This window comes from Moraxella tetraodonis, assembly GCF_022359095.1.
GTDB classification, from domain to species: domain Bacteria; phylum Pseudomonadota; class Gammaproteobacteria; order Pseudomonadales; family Moraxellaceae; genus Faucicola; species Faucicola tetraodonis.
This window is the reverse complement of sequence record NZ_JACSYB010000001.1, coordinates 397,421-418,265: the sequence shown is the minus strand read 5'-3', so window position 1 is coordinate 418,265 and position 20,845 is coordinate 397,421. Positions and strand designations below refer to the sequence as shown.

The following is a 20,845-nucleotide window of genomic DNA, read 5'->3' as shown; positions in this document are numbered from 1 at the left end:
TACAAATTGAAAAAATTAACGGCTAATAAAGTCATCTAACGCGTAAGATGATTGGATGTGCCTATCTTACACAACTATTTGTTCAATCATACTACAAATGTGTTACCAAACAATTGATTGCACGCTTAAACCACGCATTATGGCAAATATTCGCCAACTTGATGCATTTATGGGTACAATAGCCACTTTTAATTTTTTAAACCAAGTGCTAACTGCAAAATATTGCGATTAGCCTGTGTTTAAACCCTGTTTGGAAGCGTCGCGGTATGTTAGAAAACTTTATCACCCTTGTTCTGATTCTTACCCCTTTGGTGGTCGGGTTTTTGCTACCATTACCGCAACGATTCATGCCACTGGTAGACAAGCTGCTGACTAACTTGGTGTTTGTGATTTTAACCTTTATTGGTCTCTCGTTGTCGCAGATTCCTGACTTAGGCGCACAGATTGGGTTTATTGGCACCAATGTGGCGGTATTGGCGATTTGTACCCTAGGTGCAGGTTTTATCAGTTTGCTGATGTTTGACAGGCTGCATCCTTGGCAACGTACCCTTCCCCATGAGCATAGCCAAGCAAGTTTTAGCATCACAGGAAGCCTCGTTCAGTTGTGCTGTGTGGTGTTGGGTTTTGTACTGGGCAAATTATTGCCAATAACGGATTTGCCGATTGATGGCATCATCAAGGGCTTGTTGATTTTGCTGATTTTATTGGTGGGTTTTCAGTTGTCGCATTCGGGGATGACGTTACGGCAGGTATTGGTCAATAAACGCGGCGTACAAGCCTGTGTGATTTTTTGTCTGAGTGTGGCAGTCGGTGGTTTACTGTACGCATTGATAATGCCTGATGTGACATTCACCCAAGGCTTAGCGCTATCTTCTGGCTATGGCTGGTATTCGTTGTCGGGAATTATCATGACTGATGCGTATGGCGCAGTTTGGGGGAGTGTGGCATTGCTCAATGATTTATTGCGTGAATTTATGGCGCTACTGTTTATCCCTATGCTGATTGGCAAATACCCCACCACGGCGGTGGGTTTGGGCGGGGTGACCACCATGGATTTTACCTTACCGGTCATCCAAAGCTCAGGGGGGAATGAAGTGGTACCGCTTGCGATGAGCTTTGGATTTTTGGTCAATATCATCTCACCGGTGTTGATGGTGGTATTTTCAAGTTTTGGCTAATCACACAATCAATACGCGCAAAACTCAACTTGTTGGTCGCCATATGGGCTGCGTACTGTCACATAATGCAGACCTTTCATGATAAGTTCAGTAAAAAAATTTGTTTGTTTTTCACTCACCATAAAAAACCCCGCTCATGTCATCACACGATCGGGGTTTTTATATTCGCTAATACGATTATTTTTGCTAGTACGATTATTGGGCTAACGCAGGATAATCGGTATAGCCTTCTTGATCACCACCATAAAAAGTGGCGGGGTTTGGTTGATTAAGCGGCGCATTTTGGTGAAAACGCTCAACCAAATCTGGATTTGCGATATAACTGCGACCAAATGCGACCGCATCAATTAAGCCATCACGAATTAGCGTGTCTGCTTTTTCTGCGGTATAGCCACCTGCACCGATAAGCACGCCGTGATAAGTATCACGAATTTGACGACGGAATTCTGCCGTAAAGGGTTTTCCACCTGCCCAGTCTGGCTCAGAAATATGTAAATAGGCTAGGTTAAAGCTATCAATCAGTTTGATGATTGCTAACGCATCGTCTTCGCTACCGGCATCCACACCATTGAATTGACCCAGTGGCGAGATACGGATACCCACTTTATCACTGCCAATGGCGTTAGTGACTGCGGTTAAAATTTCTGTCAAAAAGCGCATACGGTTCTCTAAGCTACCACCGTATTCATCGCTGCGTTGGTTGACGCTCTCATACAAGAATTGATGAATCAAATAGCCGTGTGCACCGTGGATTTCAATAACATCCATGCCCGCTTCAATCGCATTACGCGCGGCGCTGGCAAAATCATCGACGGTTTGTTTGATTTCTGCGGTGGTCATCTCACGCGCTGGCGTGGCAGTCACACGGTATACTTTGCCTTCGTCATCTTTTAACGAGGTGCGTACCGCATCACCCAAATCCACGGTCGATGCTGATACAGGCGGCTGACCTTGTGGGCGTAAGCTATAATGCGATACTAGCCCCGTGTGCCATAGCTGCATAGCGATATGACCGCCTGCTTGGTGTACGCTATCAGCAATCATTTTCCAGCCTGCAATTTGTGCGTCACTAAAAACACCGGGCGCACCTGCGTAGCCTTTGGCATCGGCTGAGATATCAGTGGCTTCTGTGATAATCAAACCACTGCTAGCGCGCTGGGTATAATAGGTTGCCATGAGTGGCGTTGGCAAGCCACCAATATTTTTTGTTCCATTAGGTAAATCAGCACTACGCAGACGGGTCAATGGCGCCATAAAGACGCGGTTTGGCAAGCGCATCGCGCCCACGTTAATCGGTGATAGAAGAGCGGAGTAAGACATACATTCCTCGTGATTGTTGATTCATCTTTCGTTGAGTTATTGGACGCTGCTAGTTTCACGTCATGACAAACTTGATAAAAAAATTGTTGCAGCATCCTTGTTTATAAGGATTTTAGACCTATATACGTTGCTATCAAACTTCGTCACAGCGTAATTTTCACAGGTTAATCTGCTGTTAGAAGCTTGAGCAAAGACTACGTTTTAGCAAGCATTTGTTTTAAAAATCATTTGTTTTTAAAAAGCTTTTGCGAGTTTTAGACAAATTATTGCAATTGCTTTCACTATTTTATTCTATGATAGCGCTGTGTTTGAGCGTAACGTTTACTTAATAAGTGCCATGGTGCATTTTTACAAGTGGCAATGTATTAACAATAACAAATTCTTAAGGATCGGCATGAATAATTTCCAATATTACAACCCTGTGCGTATCGTATTTGGCGAAGGTCAAATCAAAGAACTCGCCAATCTTGTCCCTGATAATGCCCGCGTACTTATCACCTATGGTGGTAGCTCTGCCAAAAAAACCGGCACACTCGATGAGGTGAAAACCGCGCTACAAGGTAAACAGCGTGAAATCTTTGAATTTGGCGGTATTGAGCCAAATCCAGAATTTAATACCTTGATGAAAGCCGTCGATATGGTACATGCCAACAACATTGATTTTTTGCTCGCTGTCGGTGGTGGTTCAGTACTGGATGGCACCAAATTTGTTGCATTGACTGCCACCTTAGATGACGACAAAGACCATGAAAAAGCGTGGGAAGCATTAAAAGGATATACCCGTGATATTCAAAATGCGCTACCGCTCGGTACTGTATTGACTATTCCTGCAACAGGTTCAGAGATGAATTCAGGCGGCGTTATCAATCATAGTGAGCGTCATGCCAAATTGCCTTTTGGTAATCCGCTAGTATTCCCGCAGTTTTCGATTCTTGACCCTGCCAAAACCTTAACGCTACCTGAGCGTCAAGTGATGAATGGTGTAGGCGATGCGTTTGTGCATGTGATGGAGCAGTATCTGACTTACCCAGTCAATGCCAAAGTCCAAGATAGTTTCTCTGAAAGTCTGCTCAAAATCTTGATTGAAGAAGGCCGTGCCGTTAAAGCCAACCCTAACGACATGGAAACGCGTAAAAACATCATGTGGACAGCGACAATGGCTCTCAATGGTCTCATTGGCACTGGCGTACCACAAGACTGGACCACCCATATGATTGGGCATGAACTCACGTCCCTACACGGCATTGACCACGCCCGCACCTTGACCATTGTGTTGCCTGGAGTGATGCGTGAGCTCAAGGATAGCAAAAAAGACAAGCTGCTACAGTACGCCAAAAACGTTTGGCATATCACTGAAGGTAGCGATGCGGATAAAATCGAACAAGCGATTGTTAACACCGAAAACTTCTTCCGCGAGCTTGGCTTACCAGTGAGATTGTCAGATGCTGACCTCGATGCGTCTGCAATTGCGCCAATTTTAAGCCAATTAGAAGAACATAATATGGTCAAACTTGGTGAACATCGTAGCAATGATTTGGCAGTGTCTGAGCGGATTTTGCGCGCAGTCATCTAATCATCTAACGCTATAAAAAAAGACCTAGCGATTTGCTAGGTTTTTTTATACCAACAGTTAAAAACCATTGGGATGGGCCAATTCATCATGCCCATCTTTATCAATCACTTTTGGCAGTGGCAACGCCATACCGACACTACTAGGTGTCTCTTGAATCACCACAGGCGGCGGCTGATAACGGGTAATGACTTCGTTACCCTGCTCATCCTCGCTGAGCACATACTGGTAGCCTTTGCGATTAAAGCGTTTAACTAGCCTTTGATACCACCCTGCAAAACCTGTCGTGGGTTCGTTAGGGTTATGATAAAACGCATTCATCACCGCAGGTAGCCCAAGACCACATACCACGCCCGACATCAATACCACGATAAAGGTATAACCTACCAAAAAGCTGCTATAAGGCTGCAATTCTGGGACGTTAGAAACTGATAAAATCAACGCCAAAGAAATCGCCCCGCGTACCCCGCCCCATGACAAAATCGTCAAACTGCCGTTATAACTGGTTTTTCGGACATCGGATAGAAGGCTAAAAGACGCAAAATTTGCCAAAAAACGGGATAAATGCAGACAAATAAATGCCACCACACCGCCCAAAATCAACGAGGTGTTCAGCTCTAAAATAAATAGCTCCAGACCGATAAGGGTGAATAAGAATGAATTGATAATCCCCTCAATGGCGTGCCAAAAGTGATTCACATAGGTGATTTCCCTTTCTTCTAAAATCTGGTGCCAACGGTTACCAACAATCAAGCCCCCGACCACACAAGCAATGGGCGCGGAAGCATGCGCATACAATGCTACTAAATACGACCCACACGCCAAAAATGCTGTGGTCAAAATCAGTGATTCCATCTCGTGTTTACCGCTTAAAATACGCAGCGTCATCTGCCCAAAAAACCAACCAATAATCCCGGCGACCACGATTTCATACAACAACACTTCTACTGTGGTCACGATGCTAAAGCCATTACCTTGCAGACCATGCAAAATAGTCATAAATAGCGCAATACACACCGCATCATTGAACAGCGACTCGCCTTCTAGCTTAATCATCAGATGGCGCGGCGCTTTGATAGAGCTAAGCACGCCTTTGATGCCAATCGGGTCAGTCGCGCCCAGTGCTGCACCCAGTAACAACAATACCGCAAACGGAATACTTGCCCCTATAAGCCACTGAAAGCCAAACATAAGGCTTGCAAAAAACAGCGCACATAGTGCCAATGCGATACTTGCCAAAATCCCAATTGGTTTCCAATAGTTTTTGAGATCGGACACCTTAAACGTCAGCGCCGATGCCGTCAAAATAAAACAAATCACCCCATTGATTAAAAAATCGTAAAAATCGATATCACGCACCGCATTTTGGATACTGGTGATATTGATGGTAATAAACTCGTTGCCATTGAGCAGGCTTGCACTCCACTGCAAAATAAAAACCAGTACCGCTGACACAATAGGCACCCCAATGGCTTGTGGGAAGTCCAAAATCCGCTTGTTAAATAGCGTGGTAATGATGGACAAAGCACAGACAGCTGCCAAAATTTGTAAAAAAATAAAATTTCCCATAGGCGTTTTTTTAGCTCTTAATTCTATAAAACACTGTCGCCAAAGCCATTTTTAGCCGTGACAAAGCAAAAATACTTCAACAAAAATAAAACCCTACTACAAACTGTGGTAGGGTTTTACCGTAAGCAATTGTTTGCGCAAATGCAAGCAAATTTTGTGATTAATATCTCTTAAACCGTGTTGGCGACATGATGCAGCCAGCGCTGAATCATCACATCAAGCGCTTCAGGCTTATAGGGCTTGGTACAGTAATCTTGCATACCCGCATTAAGATATACTTCTTTGTCCCCATGCATGGCGTGTGCCGTCACTGCAATAATAGGCGGCAACTGATTGAACGACTGTTTGAGCATCTTGGTGGCTTCCACCCCATCCATGATGGGCATTTGATGATCCATCAAAATGATGTGATATTTGCTAGGGTCAGCTTTATAAAAATTGACGGCTTCAAGCCCATCTTTGGCTCGGGTGACTTCATAGCCATATTTTTTTAGGCTTTTGACCGCGACCATGGCATTTAGCTCATTGTCTTCTGCTAGTAGAATATGGGCAGGTAGATGTTCTCGCGGTTGTATTGCGGTTTCATCATGACGTTGGTGCCACTGCTGATAGCTGATTTCATCGGTTGCTATCATTGGTAAAGTTAGGGTAAAGGTTGCGCCTTTATTTTTTTCACTGGTTACCTTAATCGTACCACCCATCCCTTCTGCCAACGCTTTGCACACAGATAGCCCTAGCCCTGTACCACCATATACACGATGAGTAAACTTATCAGCTTGATTATACGCATCAAAAATCACTGCCAATGATTTAGGCTTGATACCAACACCTGTATCAATCACATTGAATTTGATTTGGTGCTTATCACAGCCCTTCATGGCTTGAATGGTCACTTTACCCTGTTTTGGGGTAAATTTGATGGCGTTATTGACTAGATTGATTAAAATCTGTCGCAGGCGCACAGGATCGGTGTTGACATATTTGGGCAAGTTGTCAGGGTAGTCGAGTACGAGTTCCACGCTGTTTTCTTGCGCAGTGGCTAAAAAGCATTGATACACGTCTTGGCATAGCTGGGCTAAATCAACGGGGATACTCTCAAAACGTATCTTACCTGATTCTACTTTGGATAAATCCAAAATGTCGTTGACGATGGTAAGCAGATGCTCATTGGACGATTTAATCGATTTGATATAGTGTTGCTGCTGCTTATCAAGCGGTGTCTGCTCAAGTAATTCAAGCATACCCATGATACCATTCATCGGCGTGCGAATTTCATGGCTCATATTGGCCAAAAATGCGGTCTTTACCTCATCGGCGCGTTCAGCTTGGTAACGCTGCTGACGTAATTTTAAGGTATCACTCACCATCGCCGCCAAATCTGCTAACACGCGTTGTTGATGGGCGTCAAAATCTTGATGCGGCTGATCGTCAATCACACACAGCGCGCCCAAAGCAAATTCCCTACCTTGACTATCGTGAACCACGATGGGCGCGCCAGCATAAAACCGAATATATGGGTAACCGGTGACCAAAGGATTGTTTTTAAATCGGGTATCTTGGTGAGTATCAAGGGTGACGAAGGTGTCATTTTGTGTAATAGTGTAATTGCAAAAAGCAACATCACGGCTGGTTGAAGGTTCTTTTAGACCAATTCTTGACTTAAAAAACTGGATATCAGCATCCAAAAAAGTAATAGCGACAATCTTAGTACCAAAAAACGCCTTAGCCAAAGCGCTAATACGCTCAAATTCGCATTCTTTATTTGTTCGGATAATATGGTATTCATCCAATACCGCTAGACGCTGTTTTTCATTGCTTGCTATAGGATATGATATCATCTCGTTAACAGCTTCCTACTACGTGATAAAATTTAAACGCTGAGGTTATTTTAACGCTTCAGCAACCAACATCATCCCCACAACTGAGGTCACTGCAACGGCCGATCCATAGCCGCCACAATGCAAACCACCTGCTTGACAAGACTTATCAACAATCGGCGGCTGTGATGAAAACACACAACGAATACCGAATTTTTCTTTCATCGCACGATTGATGCCATAATCTTGACGAAGTCGCTGTCTGACTTTAGCCAGTAGCGGATCTTGGTAAGTATCCTTAAGATCTGCCACCTGAATTTGGGTCGGATCCGTCTTGCCACCTGCCCCGCCCGCCATAATTAACTTTAATTTATTGAATCGGCAATGCAGCGCAAGCGCAAGCTTGGCATTCATATCATCGACACAATCTAATACCACAAGCTGTTTACCTGACTGTTTAAGCTGTGATTGCAAAGCACGATTAGGTATTAATAATTGTACGTTATCTTTGCTCAAAAAATCGTCAATCAAATGTAATTTGATATGGGGATTGATTTCTTTGATACGTTCTGCCATGGCTTCAATTTTGCTTTTACCAAAATTGCTATCGGTAGCGGGTAATTGTCGATTGACATTGGAGGCTACTAGCACATCCATGTCAATTAATGTCATCTCGCCCACACCTGTACGAGCCAGCCCCTCAGTTGCCCACGAGCCCACCCCACCCACGCCCACCACGTACGCATGCAGATTCTCAAACTTACTAAATTGCGCAGCACCATACAATTTTTGGGTGCCTGCAAAACGGCGTTGGTATTGCGCGTCAGTTAATGTCATATCAGGCGTCATCTCAGCTGTCATTGTCATGGTTTATCTTAATCTTAATCTTAGTCTTGGTCAGGGTTTATATTCAATTTGTTTGGGATAGGATACTCCCAGCTGACTTGCAGCGCAGCGCAGCTATTTTGCCACAACTGTTCGGCGAGCCGTGATTGATCTTTTTTTAATAAGTCTGATAACGCTGCCAGTACGTACGGCAGATTGGCAGGTACATTGCGCCTGCCGTGCGTCCCATGACAGGGTAGCGGCGTAAAGTCTGGGCAGTCCGTCTCAATCACAATAGCATCAAGCCCGACAATTTTGACAAGTTCTGTAAGGGTATGGCGCAGTTTTTTGGCATTCGGATTGGTCACTTGCCCGGTGATGCCGATTTTAAAGCCCAGATTAACCAACGCTTTGGCTTCTTGGATGCCACCACTAAAGCTATGGGCAATCCCGCCTTGGGTGAATTTTTGTGCTTTTAACATCTTAATCACATCGCCATGCGCGCGGCGAATATGTAGCAGCGCAGGCAGTTGGTATTGTTTTGCCAATTCAAGTTGCTGAGCAAAAAAATCTTGCTGCCTAGCGTAATTCTCCGCAGTTTTCATCGGCGCAGTAAAAGTATCAAGCCCGATTTCCCCAATCGCAATGGGAGAATATTGCTGAATAAACTGCTCTAGCCGCTGCAAATCGCTGTCTTTATGCTCAGTGATATAAAAAGGATGCAACCCAAAAGCTAAATGCGCCAAAGGTGTGGCTTTGCCTTGCTGCCCATAACCTTGCATTTGCTGTTGGCACGCCACCATTTGTGCAAAATACTTTGCTAAAAAGCCTATCAAAACCAGATGATGAACGCCATTATCCCATGCCAATTGGGATTGGATTTCACGGTCATGATCGAAGCTATCCACATCAAAATGGGTATGCGTATCAATTAATGGCAAATCAAACGAGCAAGCCGTATCATTTAATATAGTCATATCATTTTAAATACTGTGGTTTGACAATGCCGTTTAACTGGCTGTATGGCACGGTCAATTGCGGGGCAGCCCACGCACGTCATCTATTTATCCTTTATTTGTTATTTGCCCCTAACATAAAATTTTTAGCCATTGTTTAAGTTATGGTTATCCTGCTCAGTATTTTTATTGATAGGCGGCTCAAGTGTATGTTTGGCGGATAGACTGTTACGGCAATCGGCTACTTTATCAGCCCGTTGACTACTACTGCGTCTAGGTAGCAACAATAAAGCTGTCGCAGCAATCCCTAGTTTAATCACCCTCGATATGCTCATACCTTTCCTTTCCCTGCCTTAGTTTTTAAACCTTAGCTTTTAACAGTATTGCCATAAAAAAACCCATCAGTCGATACCCGTTTAATGGTGGACTAATGGGCTGTTTTCAAATGCCGTTATGGATATAGCTGTTATATAATAACGTAATTTGATAAGTATTCGATAACTATTAGAATTTTTTACCCAACACTTTAGCAGCCAGCTCTTTACCCATGGTAAATGCGGTAGTCTTGGCAGGTTTCGTGCCATTTGAATTTGCCGCAGTATTGTCAGCAGGCTCATTATCAACCGGTGCCGGATTATTTGCTTTGTTTTCAATAGTTGGCTGGGTTTTATTACGACCTTTTAACATATAGTAAGCGGCACCGAGTACGCCAAGTTTAATAAGGTTTGATTTGGTTACGCCATTTGGAAATTGCATAGTATCCTCGCTTTTGTTGTAGTTGTTAAAATTTTAAATTAGTAGTTATCGCTAATGGATCCATTGTAACCAAAATTTAAGCGGTTTACTAAAGTAATTAGGTTACCAATATTTATTGTTTGCCATCATTAGGTTATCGTTTGGTAAATTGGGTAAAATCCTTTTAATATTGAAAAAAGCTGACAGGGTTTGTCAGCTTTTCTGCATTTATCAAGATGAATGTATCAATGCTCACGGGTGGCGCTAAAGGTAATTTCTGGATAACGTTCTTCCATCAATTTAAGATTAACCCGGCTTGGGGCAAGATAGGTCAAATACCCACCACCGTCGACCGATAACTGGTCGTGGGCTTTTTTCTTAAACTTCTCAAACGCCACTTTATCATCACAATGCACCCAGCGCACCGTCGCAATCGACACAGGCTCAAAGGTACATTGCACTTTATATTCCTCAAGCAGGCGATGCGCGACCACTTCAAATTGTAGCACCCCTACCGCGCCCAAAATTAAATCATTGTTGATTTGCGGCATAAATACTTGGGTGGCGCCTTCTTCTGATAGCTGCTGTAGGCCTTTTTGCAGTTGTTTTGACTTAAGTGGGTCTTTGAGTACCACACGGCGAAACAATTCTGGCGCAAAGTGGGGAATGCCGGTGAAGTTTAAAGTTTCGCCTTCGGTAAAGCTATCGCCAATTTGGATGGTGCCGTGATTATGTAAGCCGATGATATCGCCCGAATACGCTTCTTCCAGCGCTTCGCGGTCCCCTGCCAAAAAGGTCAAGGCATCTGAAATGCGTACTTCTTTACCCAAGCGCACATGTTTCATTTTCATGCCTTTTTCGTACTTGCCTGAACACACCCGCATAAAGGCAATACGGTCACGGTGTTTTGGGTCCATGTTGGCTTGGATTTTAAAGACAAAGCCGGAGAATTTTTCTTCATCGGCTTTGACAGTGCGTTCAACGGCGTCATGGTCTTTAGGCGCTGGGGCATATTGGGTCAGTACATCAAGCACCATGTTAATGCCAAAGTTACCCAACGCCGTACCAAACAGCACGGGCGTTTGTTTACCCGTCAAAAATTCATCGACATCCCAATCTTCATGTGCCATTTTTGCAAGCTCTAGGCTTTCTTCAAATTCACGGAAGGCAATTTCACCGATTCTCTCGCGGACATCTGGATAGTCATAGCCGTCACGGCTCTCAATCTCGACAATCTCAGTGCCATGACCTTTTTGGTAAAAGTAGGTTTTATCCTCGCTGATGTTGTACACCCCAACAAAATGCTGACCAGTACCAATCGGCCACGTCATCGGCACACATTGGATTTTTAGGACATTTTCAATTTCATCAAGCAGTGATAACGGATCACGGATTTCGCGGTCAAGCTTGTTGACAAACGAGATAATCGGCGTGTCACGCATCCGACATACTTCCATCAGCTTGATGGTTCGCTCTTCAACCCCTTTTGCCCCATCAATCACCATCAGTGCGCTGTCTACTGCGGTTAAGGTACGATAGGTATCTTCTGAAAAGTCGGCGTGACCTGGGGTGTCTAGCAGATTGACCATGTTGTCGGCATAGGGAAACTGCATCACAGAAGTGGTAATCGAGATACCACGCTCTTGCTCCATGCTCATCCAGTCAGATGTCGCGTGTTTGTCGGTTTTGCGTGATTTGACTTCACCTGCGCGCTGAATTGCTTGCCCCCACAGCAGTAATTTTTCGGTCATGGTGGTTTTACCCGCATCGGGGTGCGAGATAATAGCAAAAGTGCGGCGTTTGGCGATTTCAGAATGTAGTGACATAGTGTTTGACTTAAAAGTAGCGAGGCTTGATAACCGATAAAAGAAAGAATAAAAAAGATGGCATATTGTAGCCGATTTTACGTTTGATTGCGATTTTCACGGGTTATTATTACGCATAGCGCGCGCGATTTTGACAAAATTTTGTCATAAATCTAATACTTTAATCACTAAAATTGTGTTAGTTTTATCTCATCTTTTTTTACCGACTTATGATATCCGCTATGACCCTTGAATCAGCTTCAACAAAACCCTTACGACCTAGCTCACCTCAACTTATCGAGCCTGTAATGACGGATTCTGTTGTACCGACGATGCCAACCTCTCGGTCAAATTTACCTGATTTAAAAACCTTCTTTTTTGCCATCAGTAGTGTGATTATTGTTTGGCTGCCTGTACTGGTTTTAAAGCTTGGCATGGTGATGTTCTCGGGGCTGATTGTCTATGCGCTGACACGCGGCATCGCCAATTGGATACGGCGTCATGTGGTGGCACCCAAGCCGCAATTTTCAGAACGTATCAAGCTAGACCAACGCGCCGAAGGGATTGCTATCTTCTTGTTGGTATTACTCACCAGTATCGGTATTTATTTGTTTGGTGATTGGGTGGCAGAAAAAGCCAGCGTCGAGCGATTTAACAGCCTGCTTGCTCAGGTTATGCTGGTGATTGACCAACTGCATCGTTTATTGCCCGATTCTGTGTCACAGCATTTGCCTGAATCGGTCAGTTCCATCAAACGTATTTTTGCCCAAACTATCAAAGACTATGCGCCACAGTTGCAGGTTGCAGGTATTCACACGCTCAAAGGGTTTGGCTATGCTATCATTGGTGCGGTGATTGGTGGCATTATTGCCATACAAGTCCCTGCCCATGCGCATTTACATACTAAACCCCTAACGCGTCACTTTCGTCAAAAATTTGATGAGCTGATGGCAGGTTTTACCGATGTATTTTTTGCCCAAGTCAAAATCTCATCAATTAACACGATTCTCACCGCTATTTATTTATTGGGTATTTTACCTTTGGTAGGTCATCCCCTGCCCATGGCATGGACTGTGGTGCTTATTACTTTTATCGCAGGTTTGCTGCCTGTGATTGGGAATTTAATCTCAAATACCATTATTGTGTCACTCAGTCTGACCCATGGACTCATCGTTAGTATTTCATCATTACTGTGGCTAGTGACCATTCACAAACTTGAGTATTTTTTAAATGCGCAGATTATTGGTAGCAAAATCCGATCGACCGCCTGGGAGCTTTTGCTATTTATGTTGGTATTAGAAGCCACCTTTGGACTGGCAGGCTTGTTAGCTGCGCCGATTATTTACGCCCAAATCAAACGCATTTTGGCAGATAGGGGCTGGATTATATAAACGCCCCTACTGGCTACAGGACTCATTAATAAATAATTTGCCCAATAAATTGAATTTTTAAATCTTATCGCCATTAATAACAGAACACGGCTTTATTGTTACAGTGTTGTATGGTTGAATGATTAAAAATGTGTTTTAAAGTCTATAACTGCCAAACTTTTAATGATTGATGTTACAATTTACACTAACATTTTTTGGCGTATTTTGAGGTTTAACCAAAAGTTGAGAGATTTCCACGGTAATTATAGTGAAAAATCCTAGCAATTTTTAATTTATTGTGCCAAAAAAGCGATTTGCCAATCCATTCATTGATTCATAAGGAATTTTAGCGATGTCTACTATCAATAATAACAACGTTGTACATTTTCATTACACTTTAAAAGACGACGAAGGTAACGTCATTGACCAATCACCAGAAGGTCAACCTTTAGCGTATTTACATGGCTACCAAAACATTATTCCAGGTCTTGAATCACAATTAGCGGGCAAATCAGTGGGTGATAAATTTACTGCAAGCATTGAACCTGCAGACGCTTATGGCGAATTCGATGATGCTGCAGTACAAGAAGTTCCACGCGAAAACTTCCAAGGTGTCGAAGATATCCAACCAGGTATGCAGTTCCAATCACAAACTGAAGACGGTCATGTGATGTTAGTCACTGTAAAAGATGTACAAGAGGACAAAGTGATTGTTGATGCGAACCATCCTTTAGCCGGCAAAAAACTTCATTTTGATGTAGAAGTGGCAAACATTCGTGACGCATCCGATGAAGAGTTACAACACGGTCACGTACACGGTGCAGGCGGTCATCACCACTAAGTCGTCATTAAAGCTTAGAAAGATTAAATGGAAGGCTATATTTATAGCCTTCTTTTTTTGGGCAAAATTTTAGATTGGTTAGGCTGTAAAGTTATTGTCTGCCGTGTAAGAAAAGCCTAATATTATTTACAAAATCATTGATTTAGTTACTTTTTTTGATGCTTTACTACAGTTTTTACCACACACTGTGCGCTAAATTTTGGCATACTAGCTGTATACCCAACAAACAATCCAAGCAATAATAAAGACCCATGATTGGGTATATATTTTTAGTTATTTATATAGCATTAAATTAATTACAAAAAAGGATACTAATCATGAACGAGAATACAATTAAAGGTCAATGGGAACAAGTTAAAGGCGCTGTAAAAGAAACTTGGGGTGACTTAACTGATGATGAAATTACCCAGTTGGAAGGTAATCGCCAAAAACTATCAGGTAAAATCCAAGAGCGTTATGGTCGCGCCGAAGATGTGGTAGAAAAAGAAATCGATGACTGGTCAACCCGTCACAACTATCGTTTCTAGAATAGATTAACCCCTCCTCCAAAGTAAAAAAGCCATATCCTTTGATATGGCTTTTTTACCTGCTATCCTAGCATCACTGACCTCATCCTTAAAGTCCTTACTAACTGGTAGTGAATTTCTTGACTCATCCTAAGTCTCACTCCACGTGTTTATCAAGCATCATTTCTTAATACTACGATAAACCATTCCCTTATTGGCAATTCTGTCCTTATCTCAATCCTTGAGAATCATCCCTGTGCCGTTGAATGTATTATTACAAAATTTACCATTCGGTAACAGTCGTACAAACGTCAATGCATGTAAGCTTTTGCTTACACGCATTTTGGCATTAGGGGCGCTGGTTGTTGGCTGCCTGTGCATCAAGCATGACATTAGCCGCTTCAATCACAAATGCTTCACTTTCAGGCAGCTTTGGACGTTCGGCTTGTTTTAGACGGCTACGGACTTCTAACTCTGCATCTTGTGCAGCTTGGTACGCTGTCCACGTGCTATAGGGGCTCTCCCCATTGGCTTGGCGTCTCGCATTTTCTGCCGCCAACATTTTTGCCTCAATGTTTTTGCGGAAAGTACGGCGGTCATTGATGTCTAATTTGACAGGTTTCTTATCATCTTCCTCATTACGGATTCTGTTGAGTTGGCTTAGATAAGCGAACTGGGCATTGGCTGCTTGACGCTGCTGTGACAAGGCATTGAGTGATTGCAAGGTCTCACCGGAATAGTTGCCCGCAGGTTGGTACGGCGCGGCACGAATGGTATCCCATGCCAGTGGGTTTTTCATGCTACGTTCACCAAACTCCATGCCTTCATAGATATTGACTAAGCGCACATCGGGTACAACGCCTTTATTTTGGGTACTGCCGCCAGTGATACGATAGAACTTGCGCTGGGTTAACGTTGCTGACCCTAAGGCAAGGTTATCAAGCTGAATTTGTGCTGAGCCTTTACCTGTGGTCGTGCTGCCGACAATCAGACCGCGGCCATAATCTTGAATCGCTGCCGCAAAAATCTCGCTGGCTGACGCCGACCCTTGGTTAATGAGTACGGTCATCGGGCCTGTATACAGCTGTTTACCTTTGTCTTCGTCTTCATACACTTGGATATTGCCGCGGTTATCACGAATTTGTACCAGCGGACCTGACTTGACGAACAAGCCAATCATTTTGGCGACTTCATCGAGTGAGCCACCGGGGTCATCACGTAGGTCTACCACTAAGCCATCGATATTTTGCTGGTTTAAAGCTTTTAACGCGTTTTCCGTATCAATGCTGACACTACGATAATCTTCTCCCGCACGGCGGGCTTTATAGTTGAGATAAAAACTTGGGATTTCTAGCACACCGATTTTTTTGGCTTGTCCGTTTTTATCTTTGATACTAATCACCCGATGATTGACGCCCGATTCTTCTTGCTTAATCACGTCACGTATGAGGGTGACATTACGCGCGCTACTGTCTGGGGTGTTAGGCGCTTTGACGCGCACGGTGACGGATGAACCTTTTTTACCGCGAATGAGGTTCACTACTTCCCGTGTCGAATAACCGACGGTATCGACCATGCCTTTATCTTCAGTGGATACGCCGATGATTAAGTCATTGGGTTTGATTTGACCCGAACGAGCGGCAGGCCCGCCATCAACTAAGCTGATAATACGGGTGTAGTCAGGATTTTTGCGATCGGGCTGAATCGAGACACCAATACCGACCAATTCAAGTGTTGATTGGATTTGCATCTCATTGGCTTGCACGGGGGCAAAGTAATTACTGTGCGGGTCATAGGCTGCCATCGCTGCATTTAACAGGGTTTCAACGATTTGGTCGCTATCGATACGCTGTAGCTGCGCATATTGGCGCTTTAAACGCTGGTCTAGCACTTGGCTTGGTGAGCGCGTTTCGTTTTTGACTAAATCACTGGCGTTGTATTTATCGGCATTTTCTTGCAAAAACTTGTCTTTGTTTTTGTCTTCATCTTGATTGATGGTCATACCAATTAGCTGGTAGGTCAGCTGTTTGCGCCAAAAATCGCGTTGCTCGGCAACGGTTTTAAAACGTGGCAATTTTTCACGGTTCATAATGACCGTTTCATTGCTCTGTAAGTTCACAGGCGATTTTAACAAGCTATCGGCAAAGCTGTAATACGCTTTTGAGCGCTCAATAAAACGCTGATAGATGTCAAAACCCGCTTTTAAATCACCGCGTTTGAGATAATCGGCAAAACTATTGCCATATTTTTGGGTAAATTCATCGATATCGGACTGCAAAAACACGCTATGATTGGGGTCAAGCGCATCAAAATAGTCGCCTAAAATTTGCTTGCCCGTTGCAGCGTCCATTTTTTTATCTAGATAATGGCTACGATCCAACAACGCTGCGACTTGCCGAGTCACCTGCCGCTGCTCGTTATTGATCTGTCCGACGCTCGTCGATGCTGCAATGGCGGTTTGGTAACTTTGTCCCAGTATCGCCCCACCCATCAACAGGGCAAATACACTGGCGGTAAGTTGTTTGTATTGCATGACTTTCCTTACTCTACTAACTAAATGAAGCGATAAACAGAAAAAACTGACAGCCCATCTTAGCACTGTCAGTTTTTCCACACCATACAAAACGTGTAAATGTTCGACTCAAATCCTCTATCAAACCTAATCGTTTGTAGCGGTAAGTTGTTGTGTTAGCCAATCAATTGATTGTCTTTAAACAGTTGGTTTAATTGCGCGGCAGTGAGCAATTGTTTTTCACCGTCTTGGCGATTGACATATTCGTATTTCACCTCGCCTGTTTCACTGATATTTTTCTCTGAGATAACAATTCGATGGGGAATGCCAACGAGCTCTAAATCGGCGAATTTTACCCCTGCGCGCTCGTCTCGGTCATCAAGTAGCACATCAACACCTTGGGCTTTTAGCTCTGTGTAAAGCGCTTCGGCAAGTTGCATTGCTTTGTCCCCTTTCGCTGGGTCTAGAGCGTCTTTCATTTTGCCTTTAATCATCGGCACAATCGCCACAGTGAATGGCGCAAGGCTCTCACCTGTGCTACTGGTTTTCCAAATGATGCCATTGTCATCGTGGTTTTGTTCAATTGCGGCGGCGACGATACGGGTCACGCCGATACCATAACAACCCATCATAGTAATGACAGGTTTGCCTTGCTCGCCCATCACCGCACAGTTTAATGCTTTGGCGTACTTGTCACCCAATTGGAAAATATGACCGACTTCGATACCGCGGCGGATTTGTAAAGTACCTTGTCCATCTGGGCTTGGGTCGCCTGCTACCACGTTGCGAATATCGGCAATTTCGGTGATGGACGCATCACGCTCCCAGTTGACGCCCGTGGTATGAAAATCTGGCTTGTTGGCACCGCTAACAAAATCTGATAACACCGCAGCAGCACGATCTACAATCACTGGCATATTCAAATCAAACACCCCGATAAACCCTTTGTGCAGCCCCGCTGCTTGCATCGCCTCTTCGCTCGCCATGGTGAGTGGGGCTTTGACTTGCGCCAATTTTTCGGCTTTGATTTCATTTAGGGTATGATCGCCCCGTAACACTAACGCGACTAAGGGAGCTTTACCTTCTTCGGTAGCTTCACCTTCGACGATTAAAGTTTTGACCGTCTGTGACAATGGCAAGCCTAAATGCTCAGCCACTTGCTCACAGGTTGGCATATTCGGCGTACTGACATCGGCTTTGTCCTGCGTTGGGGCAGCACGTTCACCGACCGCCACCGCTTCAGCCAGCTCAATATTGGCAGCATAAGCTGAGCTGTCTGAAAATACAATATCGTCTTCACCACTGCCAGCTAGGACTTGAAACTCATGCGACGCAAATCCACCAATCGAGCCAGTATCGGCTTGCACCGCACGAAAGTCTAACCCAAGACGGGTAAAGATATTATGATAAGCGCGGTACATATCATCATAGGTGCGCTGTAGTGACGGTTGGTCGATATGAAACGAATAAGCATCTTTCATGATAAATTCACGTGAACGCATCACCCCAAAGCGTGGGCGAATTTCATCACGAAATTTGGTTTGTACTTGGTAGTAGCTCACAGGGAGCTGTTTATAGCTTTTTAACAAGTTACGCGCGATATCGGTAATCACTTCTTCATGCGTTGGGCCTAACACAAAGTCGCGTTGGTGACGGTCTTTAAACCGCAGCAGTTCAGGGCCATAAGCTTCCCAACGACCTGATTCTTGCCAAAGCTCGGCAGATTGCACCACAGGCATGAGCAGCTCTTGGCAGTTGATGGCATCCATCTCTTCACGGATGATTTTTTTGACTTTTTGTAAGGTTTTTAGACCCATCGGTAGCCACGTGTAGAGACCCGACGCAGATTTACGAATCATCCCTGCACGGAGCATTAATTGGCTGGAGATGATATCGGCATCACTTGGGGTTTCTTTTAACGTTGCAAAAGTAAATTGACTGGCTCGCATGGCACACCTTGTTTGTACGGCTTGAAATAAGAAAAACGAGAATGGATAGACTATTTGGTAAACCGATTATCTTATTTTATGCCACTGGGTGGTGCAATAGTTTTTTTAATTTTTGCCAAATCGATGCAGTATTTTTGGTCTTAGCATTTTTATAAATTAGGACAATAATTATGACAATTTGGTTATACCCATTGGCTATTTAAACCCGCCACATTGAAATTATGGCAAGTCATAACCATACAAAATAGCATCCACTATTAAATAAAAGATTAGGAATGGATACATGACCCAACTCCCCACTTCATCTTCCACGCCATCACCTGAGGCAAAACCGACTACGAACTTGCCAGAACCGCCCGCATCGGGCAACAAAAAGCCGGTTTCTTTTTGGGTGAGTTTATTTTTACTGGCTGTGATTGCGGTGGCAGGTTGGTTATTTTTGCAGTGGCAACAAGCAAATGTGCCTAAAAAAGTTGAGGTATTAACCCGCGAAGGGGTGGTCACTAAGATTCAAAGCCTCAATCGACTACAAACCGTGGCATATAATGTCGATACCGTTATCACCAGCCAAAAACAAGGCAATTGGTACGCCCTGTGGCAAGATGAGCAAAAGGGGCTTTTTGTCGCTCATGGGCGGGTGACCGCGGGCATTGACTTAAATCAATTAAAACCCACTGATGTACAAGTGACCCCAGATGGTAGCCATGTCAGTATCACCTTGCCCGCTGCGCAGATTTTGGATAGTTATTTAGATAACATTGAAGTGTATGATATTCAAACAGGGGTATTTGGCATGGTGCAAGCCGACCCGCAAATATTTAACCAAGCGCAAGTGGCTGGCAAAAACCAAGTGCTGACATCCGCTTGCCGCTCGGGCATTCTACAAACTGCCAATGATAATGCCCAAAAGCAAGTGCAATCGCTATTTGCACTGGCAAATGTACAAGTCACTGTGAAAGTCACCGCGCCTACTAAAAATTGTCGTTAAACCGATTGTTTGCCTATCAATAAAACCAATCCAAGGATAAAAGCGTTTTTTTGTTTTATGTTATTTTAGTGCGCTGTCAGAATTGGTATGAAAGGCATAAATAATAGATATGTAACCTACCTTAATCAAAGGAATGTTGCTAAAATCTCAACTTTATAGCCCGCTAGATAGTCCGCTAGTTTTAGACGACATGTATTTGCTACATCATCAAAAATTGTAATCATCATAGCCAGTTAACGTATCCCTAACCAAGGGTTACGATAATTTATTGCAGGGATGCTTGATGGCGTTTTAGTCGTGTAAAAGATTAATTCGCTAGCTGTTGGAGAGTTTACTCAATGAATGTCACATCTGCCTCAGATCGTCTAAAAAAAGTGATGCGGATTGCTTTGGTTGGCATCAAGCCTGGCGACCAAGTGATGCTAAAAGGCTATCTACGCCTCTTGCTTAGACTCGAAGCAGACCTTGAATGGGTATCAGCGAACAATCAGCAAATTGATTTATTTATGGTCAATCATGATTTTCGTCATGCTGAAAGTGTTCAACAGTTAATTAGTGACAAACCCAATACCGCCACTATTTATACCGCTCGTAGTGAGACGGAAAATGGCTATTTATCGCAAGATTTATTGATGTTGCCGCTCAAAGATTTGGAGCCGCTCAGTGAGTGGTTGTTTTCACATTTGCCGTTTTTATCTGGCTTACCTGTTAGCAATAAGGCATCTACTACCGCTAAACTCACCGCTGATGTCGCTCACGCTTATCAATCAGCGACAGACAATACATTAACACTAGCGCTTAGTCTTTAATGCGCCTGCTCGAGTTGGCAATCCATCATCTGGTGTTACCCAGCTTACGCAAGTTTTAGCTGTTATAACCAGTGATACCATAATGCCCCTAACCC

At 43.9% G+C, this 20,845-nt stretch carries 17 protein-coding genes; 7 read left to right on the top strand and 10 right to left on the bottom strand.

All coding sequences use genetic code 11. The features are described 5' to 3' along the window. The first annotated feature begins 266 nt into the window (after positions 1-266). Complete coding sequence (locus tag H9W84_RS01870) at positions 267-1,178, top strand: LysO family transporter (protein ID WP_239741461.1); 912 nt, start codon at positions 267-269, stop codon at positions 1,176-1,178. A gap of 195 nt (positions 1,179-1,373) precedes the next feature. On the opposite strand, the gene nemA is transcribed toward H9W84_RS01870, so the two are convergent. Then, a complete protein-coding gene (nemA, locus tag H9W84_RS01865; RefSeq protein WP_239741460.1) occupies positions 1,374-2,498 on the bottom strand; it encodes an N-ethylmaleimide reductase in 1,125 nt (374 codons plus the stop codon). 394 nt (positions 2,499-2,892) lie between these two features. On the opposite strand from nemA, the gene H9W84_RS01860 reads away from it, so the two are divergent. Further along, positions 2,893-4,071 carry an iron-containing alcohol dehydrogenase gene (locus H9W84_RS01860; RefSeq protein ID WP_239741459.1) on the top strand — a complete coding sequence of 393 codons (1,179 nt, stop codon included), beginning with the start codon at positions 2,893-2,895 and terminating at the stop codon, positions 4,069-4,071. Positions 4,072-4,128: 57 nt separating this feature from the next. Here the strand turns inward: H9W84_RS01860 and H9W84_RS01855 are convergent, their stop codons facing one another. From H9W84_RS01855 to H9W84_RS01825, 7 genes are all read right to left on the bottom strand, one after another. Beyond that, positions 4,129-5,637 carry a cation:proton antiporter gene (locus H9W84_RS01855; RefSeq protein WP_099833439.1) on the bottom strand — a complete coding sequence of 503 codons (1,509 nt, stop codon included), beginning with the start codon at positions 5,635-5,637 and terminating at the stop codon, positions 4,129-4,131. Positions 5,638-5,807: 170 nt separating this feature from the next. After that, positions 5,808-7,475, bottom strand: coding sequence for a GAF domain-containing hybrid sensor histidine kinase/response regulator (locus H9W84_RS01850; protein ID WP_239741458.1), 1,668 nt, complete (start codon positions 7,473-7,475; stop codon positions 5,808-5,810). 45 nt (positions 7,476-7,520) lie between these two features. After that, positions 7,521-8,321 carry a tRNA threonylcarbamoyladenosine dehydratase gene (locus H9W84_RS01845; protein WP_420846641.1) on the bottom strand — a complete coding sequence of 267 codons (801 nt, stop codon included), beginning with the start codon at positions 8,319-8,321 and terminating at the stop codon, positions 7,521-7,523. Between the two features lie 20 nt (positions 8,322-8,341). After that, positions 8,342-9,256: a TatD family hydrolase gene (locus H9W84_RS01840; RefSeq protein ID WP_239741457.1), complete on the bottom strand. Its 915-nt coding sequence runs from the start codon at positions 9,254-9,256 to the stop codon at positions 8,342-8,344. A 125-nt stretch (positions 9,257-9,381) separates the two neighbouring features. Next, positions 9,382-9,570 (bottom strand): hypothetical protein, encoded by a 189-nt coding sequence (locus H9W84_RS01835; RefSeq protein WP_239741456.1) that lies wholly within the window; start codon positions 9,568-9,570, stop codon positions 9,382-9,384. Between the two features lie 169 nt (positions 9,571-9,739). Next, positions 9,740-9,991, bottom strand: coding sequence for a hypothetical protein (locus H9W84_RS01830; protein ID WP_159675832.1), 252 nt, complete (start codon positions 9,989-9,991; stop codon positions 9,740-9,742). Between the two features lie 224 nt (positions 9,992-10,215). After that, entirely contained in the window at positions 10,216-11,796 is a 1,581-nt protein-coding gene (locus H9W84_RS01825) for a peptide chain release factor 3 (RefSeq protein ID WP_239741455.1), read from the bottom strand. Positions 11,797-12,083: 287 nt separating this feature from the next. Between H9W84_RS01825 and H9W84_RS01820 the strand changes: the two genes are divergently transcribed. From H9W84_RS01820 to H9W84_RS01810, 3 genes are all read left to right on the top strand, one after another. Next, the gene (locus tag H9W84_RS01820; protein WP_227522668.1) at positions 12,084-13,166 is read left to right on the top strand and encodes an AI-2E family transporter; all 1,083 of its coding nucleotides are present in this window, start codon (positions 12,084-12,086) and stop codon (positions 13,164-13,166) included. Between the two features lie 331 nt (positions 13,167-13,497). Beyond that, entirely contained in the window at positions 13,498-13,986 is a 489-nt protein-coding gene (locus tag H9W84_RS01815) for an FKBP-type peptidyl-prolyl cis-trans isomerase (protein ID WP_239741454.1), read from the top strand. Between the two features lie 317 nt (positions 13,987-14,303). Beyond that, the gene (locus H9W84_RS01810; protein ID WP_036593367.1) at positions 14,304-14,513 is read left to right on the top strand and encodes a CsbD family protein; all 210 of its coding nucleotides are present in this window, start codon (positions 14,304-14,306) and stop codon (positions 14,511-14,513) included. A gap of 328 nt (positions 14,514-14,841) precedes the next feature. Here the strand turns inward: H9W84_RS01810 and H9W84_RS01805 are convergent, their stop codons facing one another. Further along, positions 14,842-17,025, bottom strand: a complete 2,184-nt coding sequence (locus tag H9W84_RS01805; RefSeq protein WP_239741453.1) for a carboxy terminal-processing peptidase — start codon at positions 17,023-17,025, stop codon at positions 14,842-14,844. Positions 17,026-17,180: 155 nt separating this feature from the next. After that, the gene (locus H9W84_RS01800) at positions 17,181-18,953 is read right to left on the bottom strand and encodes a proline--tRNA ligase (protein WP_239741452.1); all 1,773 of its coding nucleotides are present in this window, start codon (positions 18,951-18,953) and stop codon (positions 17,181-17,183) included. 283 nt (positions 18,954-19,236) lie between these two features. Between H9W84_RS01800 and H9W84_RS01795 the strand changes: the two genes are divergently transcribed. Beyond that, complete coding sequence (locus H9W84_RS01795; protein WP_239741451.1) at positions 19,237-19,941, top strand: DUF4230 domain-containing protein; 705 nt, start codon at positions 19,237-19,239, stop codon at positions 19,939-19,941. 338 nt (positions 19,942-20,279) lie between these two features. Next, positions 20,280-20,750 carry a hypothetical protein gene (locus H9W84_RS01790; RefSeq protein ID WP_239741450.1) on the top strand — a complete coding sequence of 157 codons (471 nt, stop codon included), beginning with the start codon at positions 20,280-20,282 and terminating at the stop codon, positions 20,748-20,750. Positions 20,751-20,845 lie beyond the last annotated feature (95 nt).